At 35.0% G+C, this 17,915-nt stretch carries 17 protein-coding genes; 15 read left to right on the top strand and 2 right to left on the bottom strand.

Annotated features, from left to right (window positions below):
* Nucleotides 1-145 precede the first annotated feature (145 nt).
* Nucleotides 146-1,876, bottom strand: a complete 1,731-nt coding sequence (gene ade / locus A5844_RS11130) for an adenine deaminase (protein ID WP_086285240.1) — start codon at nt 1,874-1,876, stop codon at nt 146-148.
* Between the two features lie 130 nt (nt 1,877-2,006).
* On the opposite strand from ade, the gene comGA reads away from it, so the two are divergent.
* From comGA to A5844_RS11080, 10 genes are all read left to right on the top strand, one after another.
* Nucleotides 2,007-2,933 (top strand): competence type IV pilus ATPase ComGA, encoded by a 927-nt coding sequence (gene comGA / locus A5844_RS11125; RefSeq protein ID WP_086285239.1) that lies wholly within the window; start codon nt 2,007-2,009, stop codon nt 2,931-2,933.
* Nucleotides 2,890-3,939 (top strand): competence type IV pilus assembly protein ComGB, encoded by a 1,050-nt coding sequence (gene comGB, locus A5844_RS11120; protein ID WP_086285238.1) that lies wholly within the window; start codon nt 2,890-2,892, stop codon nt 3,937-3,939. Before comGA ends, comGB begins: the two co-directional genes overlap by 44 nt.
* Nucleotides 3,936-4,226, top strand: a complete 291-nt coding sequence (gene comGC, locus A5844_RS11115; RefSeq protein WP_086285237.1) for a competence type IV pilus major pilin ComGC — start codon at nt 3,936-3,938, stop codon at nt 4,224-4,226. Before comGB ends, comGC begins: the two co-directional genes overlap by 4 nt.
* Entirely contained in the window at nt 4,201-4,668 is a 468-nt protein-coding gene (comGD, locus tag A5844_RS11110; RefSeq protein WP_086285236.1) for a competence type IV pilus minor pilin ComGD, read from the top strand. Before comGC ends, comGD begins: the two co-directional genes overlap by 26 nt.
* Nucleotides 4,640-4,966 carry a hypothetical protein gene (locus A5844_RS11105; protein ID WP_256924555.1) on the top strand — a complete coding sequence of 109 codons (327 nt, stop codon included), beginning with the start codon at nt 4,640-4,642 and terminating at the stop codon, nt 4,964-4,966. Before comGD ends, A5844_RS11105 begins: the two co-directional genes overlap by 29 nt.
* Nucleotides 4,944-5,453, top strand: a complete 510-nt coding sequence (gene comGF / locus A5844_RS11100) for a competence type IV pilus minor pilin ComGF (protein ID WP_256924554.1) — start codon at nt 4,944-4,946, stop codon at nt 5,451-5,453. The genes A5844_RS11105 and comGF overlap by 23 nt, the downstream gene beginning before the upstream one ends.
* Nucleotides 5,347-5,703, top strand: a complete 357-nt coding sequence (comGG, locus tag A5844_RS11095; protein WP_086285235.1) for a competence type IV pilus minor pilin ComGG — start codon at nt 5,347-5,349, stop codon at nt 5,701-5,703. The genes comGF and comGG overlap by 107 nt, the downstream gene beginning before the upstream one ends.
* Before the next feature lie 169 nt (nt 5,704-5,872).
* Nucleotides 5,873-6,880 carry a class I SAM-dependent methyltransferase gene (locus tag A5844_RS11090; RefSeq protein WP_086285234.1) on the top strand — a complete coding sequence of 336 codons (1,008 nt, stop codon included), beginning with the start codon at nt 5,873-5,875 and terminating at the stop codon, nt 6,878-6,880.
* Between the two features lie 24 nt (nt 6,881-6,904).
* Nucleotides 6,905-8,089, top strand: coding sequence for an acetate/propionate family kinase (locus A5844_RS11085; RefSeq protein ID WP_086285233.1), 1,185 nt, complete (start codon nt 6,905-6,907; stop codon nt 8,087-8,089).
* A 624-nt stretch (nt 8,090-8,713) separates the two neighbouring features.
* On the top strand, nt 8,714-10,822 hold the full coding sequence (locus tag A5844_RS11080; protein ID WP_086285232.1) for a HelD family protein: 2,109 nt from the start codon (nt 8,714-8,716) through the stop codon (nt 10,820-10,822).
* 420 nt (nt 10,823-11,242) lie between these two features.
* Here A5844_RS11080 and A5844_RS11075 read toward each other — a convergent pair whose 3' ends face one another.
* Nucleotides 11,243-12,040, bottom strand: coding sequence for an AAA family ATPase (locus A5844_RS11075; RefSeq protein WP_086285231.1), 798 nt, complete (start codon nt 12,038-12,040; stop codon nt 11,243-11,245).
* Between the two features lie 645 nt (nt 12,041-12,685).
* On the opposite strand from A5844_RS11075, the gene A5844_RS11070 reads away from it, so the two are divergent.
* The 5 genes from A5844_RS11070 to A5844_RS11045 form a co-directional block, all read left to right on the top strand.
* Nucleotides 12,686-13,345: a hypothetical protein gene (locus A5844_RS11070; protein WP_086285230.1), complete on the top strand. Its 660-nt coding sequence runs from the start codon at nt 12,686-12,688 to the stop codon at nt 13,343-13,345.
* A gap of 15 nt (nt 13,346-13,360) precedes the next feature.
* Nucleotides 13,361-13,687 (top strand): hypothetical protein, encoded by a 327-nt coding sequence (locus tag A5844_RS11065; RefSeq protein WP_086285229.1) that lies wholly within the window; start codon nt 13,361-13,363, stop codon nt 13,685-13,687.
* Between the two features lie 986 nt (nt 13,688-14,673).
* Nucleotides 14,674-14,862 carry a helix-turn-helix transcriptional regulator gene (locus A5844_RS14695; protein WP_161972807.1) on the top strand — a complete coding sequence of 63 codons (189 nt, stop codon included), beginning with the start codon at nt 14,674-14,676 and terminating at the stop codon, nt 14,860-14,862.
* Between the two features lie 14 nt (nt 14,863-14,876).
* The gene (locus tag A5844_RS14690) at nt 14,877-15,026 is read left to right on the top strand and encodes a hypothetical protein (RefSeq protein ID WP_154670120.1); all 150 of its coding nucleotides are present in this window, start codon (nt 14,877-14,879) and stop codon (nt 15,024-15,026) included.
* A 1,355-nt stretch (nt 15,027-16,381) separates the two neighbouring features.
* Nucleotides 16,382-17,915 (top strand): hypothetical protein (locus A5844_RS11045; protein ID WP_179190592.1); only part of this gene is annotated, 1,534 nt, incomplete at its 3' end.

The raw sequence follows: 17,915 nt of genomic DNA, 5'->3' as shown, positions 1-17,915 counted from the left end.
AGTGTAGAACGCTTCTCTCACAACCTGGATACACGGTGTTCGAAAAGGTGACCATCGGCACTAAGCTAAAATCTCACAAAATATGAGAAACTATTTTCTCAATTTCCTTCTTAATACTCAGAGCTAAACGGCTTTTTCACAACCTCTACTCAGAAGGAGGGATTAATGCAAATTTAGAGAATGAGAATAATCCTTTATCGGTGATCTTTAATTCCGGTATGACTGATAGTGTTAGAAATGACAGTGTTAAGAAAGGATCGAATTCATTGCTTGCTCCTAATTGTCTTGCTTGGGTAGTTAGGTACATCAATTGCTCGTTGACTGTTGTAAAAGGTTCAAGAGACATCAATCCACCGATAGGTAGTGGGAGACAAGCTAATTCTGTTTGTTGGTTCACAACGATCATTCCTCCCCCTTTTTTGATTAATTGATTGGCTGCATAAAGCATATCTTCATCATTTGTTCCTACGACAACGATATTGTGTGAATCATGAGCAACAGTTGTAGCAAAAGCGCCCTCTTTCAATTGAAAGCCTTTAACGATTCCCAAACCGATATTTCCAGTACCATGATGGCGTTCAATCACTGCGATTTTTAATTGATCTTGTTCGATAGATGGGTGGAATGTACCATTTTTTAACTGGACTTCTTCTAATAAATCATTCGTCAATAGGCTGTTTGGGATGATCTCGATCACGTGTGCAGTAGAAGAAGGCAAGGTTAATTCAAATGCTTGCGTATCAAATGGTACAACGTGTATGTTGGGTAAAGCAGTGATTGCTAGGTTAGGTGTAACAGAAGCCACTTGTGCTGTCAGTTGTTGATTTTCTACGACAAGTTTTCCTTGATAAAATACATTGTTTATCGGTAGAGTTGACAAATCGTTTGTCAAAAAGAAATCGGCTTGATAGCCAGGTGCGACAGCTCCTAATTGCTGTAAGCCAAAGCATTCTGCTGCGTTTAAGGAAGCCATTTGGATAGCTTGTAAAGGATCCATTCCAGCTTGGACTGCTTGGCGGACGATATGATCAATTGATCCTTCTGAAACCAGATCATCAATGAGTTTATCATCGGTTACAAATAAACAGCGTCTGGAATTATCAGGAGTGATTGCGGGAAGAAGGGCCTGTAGATCTTTTGCGACTGTTCCTTCTCGAACCATTACGTACATACCTAGTTCTAATCGCTCCTTGGCTTCTTGAGCAGTAGTTGCTTCATGATCTGTTCGGATTCCAGCAGCTAAATAAACATTTAAATCATCTCCATGGATACCTGCAGCATGCCCATCAATTTTTTTATGATACTGGTGCATCAAGGCTAATTTTTCAAGAATCGTTTGCTCAGTTGAAGCAACTGCTTGATAATTCATGACTTCAGCTAATCCTAAGACTTCTGGATATTCAAGAAATGGTGCAAGGGAACGGGCATCCAACACAGCCCCACTAGTTTCAAAAGGAGTGACAGGTACACAAGAAGGAAGCATGATGAAAATATTCATCGAGGCATCTCTCGCATCTTCCAGCATAAATTCAAGGCCAATACTTCCAGCCACATTACCAATCTCATGTGGATCTGTGATGACAGTAGTAACTCCATGTAATAAAGAGATTTTTGCAAATTCCTTTGGTGATAAAAGCGAGCTTTCAATATGAACATGTCCATCAATTAGACCAGGAACCAAGTACTGCCCATTTGCATCATAAACTTCTCTTCCTTCATAATTGCCGATTCCTGCAATTTTCCCCTCACAAATGGCAACATCTTTTTCTATGATCGTTTTCGTAAAAACATTAATGATTTTTGCATTCTTTATTACCAAATCTGCTGGTTGTTTTTTCCCAGCTACAGCAATTTGTTTTTTTAACAGTGAATCCACAGTTTTGCCTCCCAAAAATAATTTTTACTAGTATAACATAAATTCGGTTTTTGCCAATAGATTTTCTGAAATCCAAGAAATTTAAAATTATAAGCTGAAAAAAGCGTATATTTTTTTGGGAGGAAAAAAGATGCAGATAAAAGATTTATCTCATAATATTATCTATACAGGCTTTAAGAATAAGGTGCAAGATATCTATATCCTACCTTACACTAGTGGATATAAGGTTTTTTTTAGATATGGCAAAAAGCGAACATTCCAACAAGAGTTGACAAACGAAATAGGCCAACAATTGATTGCAAGTTTTAAATATTTAGGCCAAATGGATATCGGCGAAAAAAGAAAAGCACAACTGGGTTCTATGACGTACCTTTTAGAAGAGCGTAAGATTCGTTTACGTTTATCTTCCGTAGGTGATTATTTACAACGGGAAAGCTTAGTGATCAGGCTGCTGTATGACTTATCAGAAAAGCATTTACGTTGTTTTTTTCCGAAAGATCTTAAAGTGATTGAAAGAAGCACAAGTGAACGTGGACTCTATTTATTTAGTGGTCCAGTGGGATCAGGCAAAACTTCCCTTATGTATCATCTTGCTCGTAGAAAGAATCTGCAAGTAATCACGATAGAAGACCCAGTCGAAATCGAAGAACCTACATTTTTGCAGTTACAAGTAAATATGAAAATCGAACAAAGCTATAATCAGCTATTGAAACTCGCTTTACGTCATCGGCCTGATTTACTGATAGTAGGAGAAATCAGAGACAAGGAAACAGCAGATGCAACGATACGAGCAGCTTTAACTGGTCATCGAGTATTTGCGACAGTGCATGCACGAGACCTGAATCAAACACAGACACGTATCAAAGAACTAACACAAAATCACAGCTTTACTGAATGCCTGTCTGGAATTATTTATCAAGAATTGCTTTTAGATCACAATCAAGTACCGGCAGCTTTATGGGCCTATCGTTTCACTAACAATGAGATCGAAAAGAAGGAGTGGCTGACGAGTTATGAACAAGCGCAAAATCAAACGTGGCAATCTCATCGTTTCTAAAAAGATGACCCCAAAGCAGCAACTACGATTTATTCAAATGATCGGTGAAATGTTATTGAACGGTTTTAGTCTACAACAGTCCATCGAACTGCTTGACAAGATCAATATACTTCCACCTGTGCATTTACAATTAGCGAAAAATCGTTTAAAGGATGGGGCGCCTTTTTCTGACATTTTGCAACAATTAGGCATCAAGCAAGAGCAGCTCGTACAAGTAGAATTAGCTGAGACACATGGTAATTTAGTGGAGACCTTAAAAGGGATCGCTGATCAATTTCGTTTGATGGAGAATTTCCGAAAAGAACTTCAAAAGGCAGTCAGCTATCCATGTCTATTACTTATTTTTCTGATAGGAATATTGGTGAGTCTGAGGGAATTAGTTGTGCCACAGTTATTACAAACCGAGATGGTCTCAGCGACACATTGGGGAATTGTCCTTTTACAATCACTTCATCTTATTTTTTTAGGATGTTTCGTTGGACTTATCTTATTTCTTTTTCTGGTGTATCTTCGATTAAAAAAGTGGGATGCTATCAGAAGAAGCGAATGGATTAGTAAGATACACCTCATAGGCAGGATTTACACATTGTATCAATCCGCTTATTTGTCATTAGAAATAGGTAAATTATTTTATGAAGGATTAGAACTTAAACAGATTATTCACTGTCTAAAAGAAACAAGAAAAGGGAGTTTGCTCCAACTGTTAGCCTATCGTCTAACTGAAGGACTTGAAACGGGAGTACCATTAGCGGAACAGTTTCAGTACTATCCTTTTCTGACAGAAGAATTCAGTAAAATCGTGTTACAAGGTGAAGCAAAGGGAAATCTAGGGAAAGAGTTATTATTTTACAGTGAATTGACCCAAAAGCACTTTTTTCAAAAGATGAATCGATGTCTGTATTGGATCCAGCCCATTCTCTTTTTAGGGATCGCAGGATTGATTCTTATGATCTATGCCGCTATTTTACTGCCTGTTTATGGAAATATCGAGGAGGTATTCACATGAAGACCCAAGCCAAAAGAAGAACAACCATACGATTAAAAAGTTTCACACTAATTGAGATGCTGATCGTTCTGTTAGTCATCAGTGCGCTAGTTTTATTATTTATTCCAAACATTTCCCGTTACCGTGACCATGTTAATAAAGAAGGACGTGAAGCTGTACTTCAATTGATTGATGCGCAAAAAGAGTTATATTCTTTACAAAATGATGGTAAGATCCCTAGTATTGATGAATTATTGAAAGAAGGTTATATCAAACAGGAGCATGCAGATGCTTATCGTAAAAAATAAGCCACATCATTTCAGTGCATATACGCTAATAGAAACATTAATCGTACTCACTCTGACCCTCTTTTTCTTCCTCTTTCCCATCATCGCTTTTACCTCTTGGAAAAACGATTTGTCTGCCTACCAATTTTTTATCCAGTTTGAAAGAAGGATCTATGCTGTACAAAAAAGTGCGATCGTTCACCAGAAAAATACTAGTTTTTCTTATGTTCAAGAAAAAAACTATTTGTTGTTTCAAGCTCCAAGTTATTCTTCAATGATGTGGCAAGTGTTACCCATACCCGATGGAATTACAGTTGAGCAAGATGGAATCATCACTTTTAAAGCAGAAACAGGGAATGAAAGTTCTCTGAAAAAATATACGTTCTATTGGACAAGAAAAAAGCAACGAATCAGCTATCAATTCCAGATGGGAAGTGGACGCTATCTCAAAAAAATCGAATAAAAAAGGCTTTGTATTGCTTGAAGGTATGACGGCGTTAGTAATTACTGCAAGCTGTATTTATTTTATAAGTTCGGGGAATTTGTTTTTGATCCAACAGGAAAAAGAAAATCACCAAGAAGTGCTTCTTTTACGCCAGTTATACGAAGACGTGAAACATTTCCGTTTACTTCAAGAGTTGCCAGTCAGGAATGAGAAATGGCAAGAGGGGGAAACAGTGATTGAACACCATGGGGAAAATATTCAGAAAGCACAGATCAGTAATGGAGAAGAAGTGATTGAAATTGCGCGTAAGAATTAAGTATTCAGCGTTTACGCTTATTGAATGTATCATTTCTTTGGTGGTGTTAAGTAGTATCTTATTAACATTCAGTCTGTTTATACGACAAACAGAAAAGATCAATCTTTTTTTACAAAGCAAAGAACAAAAAGAATGGTTGATTTTCTTAGCGCAATTAGATGAAGAAGTCAGTCATAGTACGAATATGTACGTAAAAGAAAATCGCTTATATTATGAAAAAGAAAAAATATATATTCTTGAAAGTCATCAAGAGATGATTCGAAAACGCAGTATGTCTGGTGGACATCAACCCATGTTGACTGGGGTTGAGGAAGTAGAGATGAAAGAAGAAAAAAATTCCATTTCATTGATCGTTACATTTAAGAATGGAGAAAGTATGTATGGTATTTGGACCAAACCAAAGAGAGAAACGACTGGCAGGGAATATTTTATTTTCCACATTGACGTTATTTTTAATGTGTCTTTTTTTGATGCAGGCATTACTTGAAAACTATCGTTTGACGATTGATACGAATCTGCGTATAGAAAAATTTTATCAGGCAAAGATCATCAAGGAAATGTTTTTAAGTGAAGTTGATTCGTTGGTGAAAGAAGGAAAAGGAGCGTATGATTATACTGTTGGATCGGTTATGTATGAAAAAGAAAATCAGATCATAAAACTAATCATAACAGTTAAACCATTTCAATTTGAATTTACTGAAAAAACAAATAATGTAACAGAAAGTGACACAGAATAGTTGTTTCGGATGAAACCGCACTCTTTTCTGTTATAGCGCTGTTTTTTCGCTGGATAATGTTTGCCATTTCACAAAGAAAAAAGGGTGAAAACGATTGAAATTTTGATGATTGTTCGTTAGAATTAAACAGGTAAAATAATTGTTATAATATCTAGAAATGAGGTGCACCATGTTACCAGAAAAAATGGAACAGGGGTTTGAACAAAACCTAAAAGCTATTCAGCTTTTACAAAATGCATTGGGAACTTCCTTTTTAGAAGCTTATGTTGAAAATGCAGAAAATTTACTCGATAATTATCAAGTGCGTGTGGTGGATGGCGTGCCAAATGAAGAGACAGCTCAACAAATCTCAGCAATCTATCAAGAACTGAAGGGATTGTCTTTTGAACCGGAAGAATGGCGTCGACTTTCACAGCTGTTATTATTAAAAGGAAGTCAAACAGAACATTTACAAGCAAACCATCAATTAACACCAGATAGTATCGGTTACTTATTTGTTTTTCTAATTGAACAGCTGTTCACGAATAAAACAGAAAAACTAAATGTTCTGGATATTTCAGCAGGAATGGGCAATTTGTTATTAACAGTTCTTTTAAACTTACAAAGTGCAGGGTATCAATTAGCAGGTTTTGGAGTAGATATTGATGATTTATTACTTTCTGTGGCTGCTTCAACAAGCGCTTTGACAGAAGCAGAAGTCCAATATTTCCACCAAGATGGATTACAAGAGTTACTGATCGAACCAGTGGATGTCGCAATCAGTGACCTACCAATCGGCTATTACCCTAATGATCAAAAAGCAAAAGAATTTTTGACAAGCGCTGAAGAAGGACACAGTTATGCCCATCATCTGTTGCTAGAACAGGCGATGAAATATGTAACACCAGATGGGTTCGGCTTGTTCTTGATGCCAAGTAATTTTTTAGAAACAGAACAAAGTGAGCATATTAAGAAATGGTTCAAAGAAGAGGGCTATCTTCAAGGAATGATCCAATTACCAGATGAATTATTCCGTAATAAGCAGTCACAAAAGAGTATCTTGATCTTACAGAAAAAAGGTCCACAGGCAAAACAAACTCAAAAGGTACTACTCGTAAAACTTGATTCACTGAAAGATCCAGAGAAGGTGACCAAATTTTTCAAAGAATTTGAAAATTGGAAATCATCGTTCTTATAAATATTCATTAAAAAGGAGAGTAACATGTCAAAAACAATTGCAATCAATGCTGGGAGTTCAAGTTTGAAATGGCAGTTATACCAAATGCCAGAAGAAACCGTAATCGCTAAAGGAATTGTCGAAAGAATAGGATTGAAAGATTCAATTTTTACAATCAAATATGGTGAAGGCCAAAAATTTGAACAAATCATGGATATTGATGATCATGAAATTGCTGTAAAAATGTTGCTAGATCACTTAATTGAATTAAATATTTTAAATTCTCATGATGAAATTACTGGTGTTGGACATCGTGTAGTACATGGTGGCGAAACATTTCCTGACTCTGTGATCGTGGACGAAGAAGTAATGACACGTATCGAAGAATTAGCAGAATTTGCGCCACTGCACAACCTTGCAAATTTGATGGGAATCAAAGCCTTCAAGAAAATCTTACCGGATATCCAAAGTGTAGCGGTATTTGATACGTCTTTCCATGCAACGATGCCTAAACACAATTATCTTTATAGTCTGCCAATCGAGTATTATGAAGATTATAAAGTGAGAAAATACGGATTCCATGGTACAAGTCATCGCTATGTTTCTGAACGTGCGGCAGAGATGTTAGGTAAACCAATCGAAGAATTAAAAATCATTACTTGTCATTTGGGTAATGGTGCTTCGGTCACAGCAGTGGATGGTGGAAAATCAGTAGATACTTCTATGGGCTTCACACCATTAGCAGGTGTAACAATGGGGACACGTTCTGGGGATATCGATCCTGCAGTCTTACCATATTTAATGGACAAGTTATCCATCAATATTGATGAAATGGTTAATATTTTAAATAAAAAATCAGGTCTTCTAGGTTTGACAGGTCTATCAAGTGACATGCGTGATCTTGAAAACAACTATGAAAAAGAAGAAATTCGCTTAGCTTATGACATCTTTATTGATCGTATCCGTAAATATATTGGTGGCTATGTCACGACAATGAATGGCGTGGATGCGATTGTCTTTACAGCAGGAATCGGTGAAAATGATGGACATGTTCGTAATGAAGTAATCAAGGGAATGACTTGGTTTGGTTGTGAGATTGATCCTGAATTGAACAAACTCCGTGGTGAAGAACTAGATATTTCTACAAAAGATTCAAAAGTGAGAGTATTAGTGATTCCAACTGATGAAGAACTAATGATTGCTCGTGATGTGGAACGTTTGCGTCCATAAGAAAGCTTTACATGATTGATGGAGTGAATTCACAAGCATATTTTTTGAATGTTTAATGATTCTTTTTAAGTATAAAAGTATATGTATCAAATTGAAAAATCTCACTAAATCGTATTGGATTTAGTGGGTTTTTTGTTTTTTCAGGCTTTTTATCAAATTGGACTGATAGAGTCATCTATATCAGTCTTAGTAATTATAGTGCTGTTTTTTCTCAAAATGAAATCATCAGAAAATTTTCAATCAAGAAATTGGAAGATAGGAAGTGTTGGAACAAATTCTGTGAAGTTAGATCATATAAGACGAAGGTCCAATCAATGAGGATTAAATCAACGGAATATATACAATCCTTGCTCGACGAATTTAAGTAGAATATTTCTTCATGAGATTTGGAACAATGAACTACTTATAGAAGCGTAAAACAATTGGGGAATGACAAAAAAAAGCCACCCAAGGATCATTAGGTGTGCCAACAGATAAAGCTGTTTTTTCAGGAACGTTGTTTAATAGATACATTCCTCTTCTCTACTAATAGTATACACCATAAAAAAAGTAAAAAACAGACTGTTTTTTTCGTGGAAAAGAGCATAAAATCAATTCTACACCTTTGAGATTGGACGTGATCAAATGTTTTCAACGCATGAGGAAGAGATGAAAGAAGCAAATCATTTGAAATTTGTACATGAAGAGTTAATCCATTCGGAAATTCGTTTGACTGAATTTTTAGCCACCAATAATCAGGAAGGGTTAGAGACGATACGGGAATTATCGTCTGAAACACGAGTGAATTTAGCGAGTATTTCAGAAAAGTTAGACAGTTTTGCCAATATCGAATCATTAAATAAACAGATTGATCAGTATAATTACAAGTTAGAAAGTGCTAAAAGAAAATTAGATAGCGTGAAACGTCTGATACCTTCTCCGTACTTCGGAAAAATCTCTGTTGACTTTATCGATGATGCGTCTAGCGATGTTTTTTATTTTGGGATCAATGGGTTTACGAATGAAGATAACCAAGACTTGATCTATGATTGGCGTTCGCCAATTGCAGAGCTATTTTATAATAATGAATTGGGTAACTCTCATTACAAGGTAAAGGACAGAAAAATCCCAGTAAAAATAAATAATCGTCGACAGTTGATTACGAAAGGTTCAGAGTTACTGAATTGGTTTGATACAGACACTGCTATCCAGGATGACGTCCTTTTAGAATCTCTGGAAAGCGATTCCTCTAAAAAAATGAAGGATATTACAGCAACGATCCAAATGGAGCAAAATAAAATTATCAGAGATTTGTTATCGGAAGTAGTTGTAGTAAATGGGGTAGCTGGTAGTGGGAAAACTTCAGTCATATTACAACGTATTGCTTATCTAATGTATACCAATCGTGAAACCTACCGTGCAGATAATATTCTGATTTTGTCTCCTAATGAGTATTTTGGAAAGTATATCTCAGAAGTCTTGCCTTCGCTTGGAGAAGAAAATCCTGCGACATATACTCTTTTAGATTTTGTGAAGCGAGTAAGTGAGTTGGAACTAGAGACTGAAAGTGAATATTTTGAACGTATCAATTCTTCATATGTATCGAAAACATCTAGTATTCTCCAATCTGCTGATTTTTTAGATGCAATCAATGAATACGAAGATTTCACCCCAGTATTCCGTGATTTGGTCTTCAAAAATAAAGTCATTATTTCAGCAAACCAAATAGAAGGATTTTTTGACCAAACGCCTGACTCGATGTCTTATTCTAAGCGAATCTCTGCTACAAAGAGAAGGTTGATGCAAGAATGGGAACAACTACTTATGCGACAAAGTAAAACGGAAAAAATCCATCAACAGATTTTACAATTGACAGAACAACAACAAATACGCAAATTTGGTCGATTGATTGGTGATGATTCTTCCCAAAAATTGCAAAAGCATGCTCTAAAATTACTAAATGAACGCTATCGATCGATTACAAATGGGATTGATCACTATCAATGGATTCATTTAGAAGCTTTATTTTCAACTATTTTTTCAGCATATGCTCATTTCGATCTTCCAAAAGAGGCAAAAAAGACATTGGATTATGGAATCTCTTTTCTTTATATGTACCACAAACTTATCGAGCCGTTGAACTTACCATTGTTTAAGGTCATTCTTATTGATGAAGTCCAAGATTATACGCAAGCGCAGCTCGTATTCTTAAAAACTATTTTTGATAAAAGTAGCTATACACTCGTTGGCGACCAAAACCAAGCTATTTTTAATACAACTGTCTCTTTTGAGAAACTGCAAGCAATTTTTTCTTCAAAATCTACGGCATATTATCATTTAACCAAAAGTTATCGGTCAACAGGGAACATTACGAATTTCTTTTCGCAATTCTCAATGGGGCATGAAACCTTCGAAATCGTTCCAGTTCGCCCCTTAGGTCAAGAAATTACATGTTTAAAATATCACACATACACAGATTTTAAAGAAATTTGTCTGAACTATTTAGATCAAAACGGGTTGACTCAGGTGATGATTATTTGTGAGAATGAGGCGATCCTACAAAAACTATCCGAGCATTTTGTGCAAGATCAAAGAATCAGTTTGATAGATATCGCTCATGCAAAAGGTCTGGAGTTTCCCCATGTGATCGTGTGTGGATTTGTGATGGAAGAACTGGATGATCACCTGAAAAGCCGATTATACACAGCAATCTCACGTGCAACGGAAACTCTAGCCATTGCGTCCATTGTTTAATTGATAAAAAAATATGAACCGCCTCATAAAGAATCAAGTGGTAAGCAAAAAATATATGGTTGTCAGATAAAAATCATCAAAATAATGTTACCCTCATTTTAAATGCCAAAAAATTTTGTAGTTGCTTGGCACTAAAGCATTCTCTTGATAGATCTCACTACAGCATAAAAAGGTCAGAAACTTAAATGATTGTGACAGCTTTACATTCTGATAGAGTAAAAGTATAGATAGTAAACACAAAGTTTATTTTTACAATGTGTTCTATTTATTAATCGAGCGAAGATTGCATGACTATAAAAAAGAGTACTCTCAGGTATTTTCTAATCACTCTTTTTTATAGTCATTTTGGCTATTGAATATTTCCTGTATCAAATTGATCAATAGGTTGTTGTTAAACTCGTAAAGATGAATAAGAAAAAATTATTGGTTCTCTAACGTATAGTACATAAAACGCTTTGGATCTGTCATAAAGTTTTTCATAAACGCAACATTCTCAATTTCATCATAGGAAATAGAGTTTATTTGATCTTCTTCCATCCGATAAATAACTGCATCGGGGTGTGCTGTCAAGATTGGTGAATGCGACGCAATGATAAACTGTGCACCTTGTTTAATTTGGGCATCAATCATATGCAATAAAGCGAGTTGATTTTGTGAGCTTAGCGGGGTTTCTGGTTCATCAAGAAGGTACAAGCTTTTCGGAACGAGCCGGCTTTTAAATAGGGCTAAAAAGGATTGTCCATGAGATAATTCGTGCAATTCTTTTGGATAGGTTCTTTTTAAGGCTGCTAGGGAATTCTCGTAAGGCTGGCGTTCGAAAGCTAGTTTAGGTACACCTCTTTCGTCTAGTAGAGCCAGCTCATGAAGCAGTTCATTTCTTAGTCGGGCGTTCTTTCGAACAAAACTGATGTAATCATCTGCACGAAAGAAAAAACCGCTTTTCGATTTCACACTCCATTCCGTTTTTAAACACTCAGCAAAGGCAAGCATTTTATCGTAATTTGGATCAGTTTCATAAGATTCGTTTGTAAGTTGTGGAATTTGATTTTGTATTGCTAAAGCTTGAAGCAAAGTAGATTTACCAATTCCATTATTTCCCACCAAAAATATAAGAGGATGATTAAGATCAAGTTGGTCAATGTAGGATAACCATTTTAGGCTAAATGGATATTCATCTCGAGTATTCATAGGGTGCGTATAGCGTACTTTTTTTAACATAGTGATGCTCCTTTTTTTAAAAAATTTTGCATCGAACGGCCGTTGATGAATACCTTTATTCTACGTAAAAAGATTATTAAATCAACTGTTTAAACTCTTTTTTTACCGATTTGTTTCAAGTGGATTTTAAGGCGTCTCATGCTTTGTTGAGACTTTCAAAAAACTGGGTGTTTTTTGTTGTATCTTAAACCACTGAATAAGGTGCTTAAAATGAAACAGTAAAGATTCTTGGAGAGCTATACAACTAGGAGAAGATTATTGAGAATAAAAAATACTCAAAATAGACGATAACAATATTTTTTCAGATTGCTTTTTATAACGTCGATTGGAAATATACTTATGATTTTATTAATCAAGTCCTCTTATTTTTATTGATATACTTGCCTTTGACTAGTTTCAAAAACTCATGTTCATAGAAGCTGGTACGATTTTGGTAATTTATGGTTACTCAAGAGTAAGTACTGGTAATTAAGATTGCAAAATGCAGATTAAAAAACTAAGAAATATTGAAGTAGAAAAAGTATCCCGTCTTATTGACTAGAAAAATGACATATATTCTCACTTTAAAAAAAACCTTCGTTTTTATTTTGTTGTGTCATACAATGGATTTGAAACAAAATATGTTTAATTGAGGAGGAGGAGTACATGAAAAAAGTTTTCTTTTTTGGTTTTTTGGTAAGCGTTCTATTTTCAGGTGTCAGTATTTATGGAGATGAGAAAAGTAGTATTGAAAAAACAGATTCAGAAAAAATGGAAATTGCTAACAAAGTTGTCAATTCCATTGATTATTTTGACAGAGTAACTATTACTTTCAGAGAAAGGTATGGAAATTTATCTGATCGAGAATATCAGGTGAAAGCCAAAATGGATTTTACTAAAGGATTATTAGATGAAGAGTTTGTTGAAAAATTTGATGATGGAACCATAGGCGAACAAAAAGCTACTCTTTATGATAAGAGCCAAGATAAAAATTTACTTGATATCAACTTCAAAGAAAAAGATTATGTTGCAAGCCAATATGACTACGATTCCACTCAGGGAAACCGTTTGATTGAATCGTATCCTATTGAGAAACGAATAACCAGTGTAGGAGAAAATGTTTTATTTCAAAGAAATAGTACATTACCGCTATCTATGTCAGCAGATGCAGTATTTCCGCAAACTTATGGAGCACAATTTTTTTCTGACTTTGATAACTGGGATTTAGTAGGAGAGGACACTCTTTTAGGAAGACAAGCTATAGTGGCTGAAGGGAATTATCCTAAAGAATTGGGTGAAAAATTAAAAGCTGATCGTTTTAAATAAGAAACAGGTATTTTCTTGAAACTCGAAGGTAGCAGGGATAGCAAGGTTACGAACTATCTAACAGTAGACCAATTAGATTTTGATACACCAGTTGAGATTCGAAATATTATAAACGTGAAGAAAGAAATTTTAACTGAATATAAATTTCCTGTAGAACAACAAAAAACAGAAATAAAGAAACAATCAGCTGAGGGGAACAAAATCATGAAGCAAGCAGTGCAGTCACGTATTGATTCTTATGTTATAGATAATGATCCTTTAGCGGGGCAAGAAGTAGCTACTAATTCAGGATCTAGCTGGTGGATCTCAAACCCTTATTTATTCAATGGTGAAGAAGGATAGTTGGGTCACGATACAATGCCTGGTATTTCCATTCTCTAAGGATATAAGAATTACCAAGCACAAGTTGTATGTTCACTGAAAGCTGATAACACGGCAACTCAGTATTGAACTGAATACATAACTTCGAGAACTGGGACGCAAATGGTGCGTATAAAAAATAAATAAAATAACGTAATGGATAAATAAAAATTTCCTTTTTAAAGTGAAAGAAGGATTCTTTTTCACATAATATCGTGAAATTGCTTTTTTTGTTTCTTTTGTTCTTGCTCAGTAAGATTTGGAAAAGATCGTTCTCTTGCTTATATTCGACCATAATTTCTAATTACTCCTGCTGGATCTGAGCAATCTTACAGAATAAAATTACACTTTCATAATATACTAGCGTAAATATAAGTTTATATAAAAGCATTCCTCAATTCTCCTTCCGAGCCTTTTCTTGATTTTAGCAGATAAACATTGGAATAAAACTAAAAAAATACAGCTATTCCTAACTATGAGAAATAGCAGTATTAGACTGTAGATAAATTCATGAACCTGGAATGTTGTTTACAGTTTTTTTGTTTTCATAGAAAATTACTTTTTAGTATTTATGTAGATAGAAAGATTGTTACAACCAAGCTCATGTTAAGGCCTAATATTTCATGTAGACATGTTTTTCTCAATGGAATAAGCTTGTCTCAATACATATAAAATCTACAAATTGGAGGATTTTGAGGTTCCTTCTATCTGAGATGAATCACTATTTTTGAGTAGAAAAAATGAATTGATTTTGAAAAAGGATCAATACATCCAATAGTTTGGTTTTACAGAGAATTATCAGGCGGAGAAACCGAACTACTAGCTTTAGGATATAATTTTTACATAATTTGGATCTGAAAGCTGAATGAATAAGCTTGAGTTAAATTTATTTTTTATGATAGGCGCAAGAGATACTTGCTATCACAATGTTTATGAATGGACGATAATGAAGATAAGAGCTGGATTTTGTGGAAGAACTGCATGAACGTTTGAAGTCACTTAGGATAGAACATAAGCTTACTCAACAAGATATTGCAGATAAATTATTTGTCAGCAGACAAGCTGTTTCGAATTGGGAAAATAACAAAAATTTCCCCGATTTGAAATCAATTGTACTTCGGTTCGAACTATTCAGATATCTTTGGACGATTTTTTGAAGGGAGAGAAGGTTTTGGTTAAAAATAATATTGAAAAAGAGCTTAAAAAAATCAATCCTGTTACTTTAGTAGGATTAATTTTTTATGCTCGTTTTAGCGTTTTTAGTTCCTATATTTGGGTTAATATTTTCTATTATAGTCTTGAAAAGTTATCAAAAAGATGACCGTCCTAGTTGGATAAAAGTTATTGCAATTGTGTCTTTCGTATTTCAACTAACTGTTATTTCAGCGATTTTACTCAGCCTTCCGACAGGTTCGGAGCAAATTGATAATATCAAAAATACCTTAGAAATCCAGTAATAGCATAGTGTAGAGAATGACTTGCCTGATTTTTAGATAGTTTAACTAAGAAAATTACCTTTTGACAAAAATTAAGCAAGATGTGTTGGATAGGAAAAGAAAAAAATTTAGGTAGTATCGTTTTAGTAGCCTTTTCCATTAGTTGTTTCAGTTCTCTTAGTAAGTGCGGTGCCAGAAATAAATGTAGCACCGACTGTTTCTATTTCCGAATTAAACAGTTCTGAGTGAATGCAAGTTGCTTAAGATATTTCGGTTTCGAGAACGGAGTTAGAAAATTTGAAAGAAAATCTTGAATCAACAATGAGTAAACTCCAAAATATAAACTTTACAAATCTTAGTAAATCAAATGCCGTTCAAGGTTTAGTAAGTGAAAATTTATATTTAGAGATGCCCCATGAAAGCAATATGATTCCTTAACTTCGTGCGACTTATAAATGGTACAGTATCTTCTAGGCTAAGTATAAAAAATATTCTTGAATATACTATTATTACATTGAAAGGTGTAGGAGTATTTCAAACGAAAGTCTCTACGTCTCGTCCTATTGATGTCTATGATTCTTATTCGAAATTTTCATGATCTTTATCTTCTAAGACAGCTTCTAAAGATGCACCAGCTTATAATTCATATGTTCAGGTTGGCTTTAAAGATAGTTAGTGTAGCTGATGGAATCACTTTCGTATTTTAAATTAAAGAAAGTATAATCAATCAATTGAACGAATGACTTGGGTAATTTACTCAAATCATTCGTTTTTTAGGTTCTTTGGCAAGTGATATTGGTGAAGAGAAGTCATAGTATTATTAGGTGAACAGAAAGAAATATTTTTTTCTGTCATTTCTGATTTATTAGTCTCATAAATTGAAGATCTATAATTTTTAGAATGAAATTTTTCATCTTTTCTTTTATAATTTTTATGAAGGCGCATTCAAAAAAGGGGGAGCCGAAAAAATTCATAGAATGGAAAATCAACCATTTATAGACGAAATTGTGGGCTTATTTTATTCATTTGAAGTCGTTTCAACTCTTAATTTTATTTCTGATTTTTCTCATTTTACGAATTGTTACTTTTTGATTAGAGAAATATCACTTTTTGAAAATAGCTACATTTATTGTGAACCAAGCAAAATATTTACTTGATAATCGAAAATGACCTATCTTAGATTTGAGTTAAAGTTCGTCCGACTAAATAGCATTTAAATTCAGATGAAGGAGTGAAAAAGATGCCACAGGAATTTAGGATACCATTGAAGCCAAAGAAGTCAAAAATGCCAAAAAACTTAAAGATACCATTAGATGCTTCCAGAAGAACAAGTGGTCGGTTCTACAACCAAATGAATGACAAGAATAAGGCAGGAGGTGACCAAAGAGCTTTAAATAATGTCTCTAATAGGTCAGGACACACCCTAACACCCGAAGGAATAAAGCGCCCAGTGGGCTGGGTTCATACGTGGGGAACCTTATTGACGATGGCTCCATCATTAGATTTCCCCGACCAACAGATGGTTTTAAAAAAAACTCCCTCAGCTTTTGAAGTGAATACATGGATTGATGTGAGAAGAGACGGGAATCAAACAAGAATCCATTCCTTTGTTTCAACCTCCGCCATCAATCGTGAGCAAATACAGCCCCCTTTATTTTTGAATACGACCCATACAAGGACTCACCCATCCTCATCGATTGCATTACCGTTTGCCAGTGTTAGCTCTCTTTTTGGCGATCAGACATTACACAATCGGACCTCAACGTCCACACAACAAGACATCGATGTAGCGAAGATGGCACATGAATTAAGTATTTCTGTTCACCAGAAAGTTCATGAACTCTACCAACTTGTGAATTGTAGCACTACGAGAAGGACGGATCAGATGAACACATGGATCGTCACAGGAGAAAGTGTGGAACAAACAAGATTTACTACAATTTGTCAGGATGCAGTCGGTCAAGCAGAGAGACAAAATAATCAAGGCATGAAACAGGAAAGTGAGAATGCTATTTTTTCTTCTCACCACATGACCAATACATCTGATCATGAGTTCCACCCTTTTTCTGCGGAAGAGGCAGCTCGAAAACTAAGCAAAACCTTTCAAGATTCTTTTGAAAACAAACATAACGCTACAATAGATATCCCAAATCATATACATAATCAAGTGACAGAAACGTTTTGGAATGGATTAACGGAGCAGCTTTACCAGTTCTTTTCCCAACATAAAAATACGACTTCTACTCAAGAACAAGAAGGAGTCCATGGTGAATCTCTGATGACGTATTTTGTGGATTTGTTGTTACAAACTTTTTCGGTGAATTATGGGAAACAAGCTCCTACTAACACACTATCAGAAAAGAACTTAAATTATCAGGTGAAATCGCCATCTTCTAATACAGCAATTCAAACGAAAAAGAAGCCACCAGAAGTAACAACAGAAACAATATCGGAACCCGTACTAGAAACGACACCTGAAACGATGATGAAAGAAAATGAGTCTGTATTGAACCCAGAAAAAGAGGGCTTTTTTCCTCAAGTTTGGCAGCTAGCCACGGATTTTTATGGAGTAGTCGATGGTTTTCTCCAACAATCCATTGGCCTCCAGTTTTTAGGTACTGAGGCAATGCCGTTGCCAACGAATAGAATACCTTCTCTAGAATCAGAGGTAGATCAATTAACATTCAATGAGACCCAGATAAGCGAAACAACTGCAGGAAACAATCAAGTCAATGGAACGAGACCTTATGCTGAAGAGCCTGAATTAGAGATGA

The organism is Candidatus Enterococcus wittei, from assembly GCF_002140175.1.
Taxonomy (GTDB): Bacteria; Bacillota; Bacilli; order Lactobacillales; family Enterococcaceae; genus Enterococcus_B; species Enterococcus_B wittei.
This window is presented reverse-complemented; position numbering and strand designations above follow the sequence as displayed.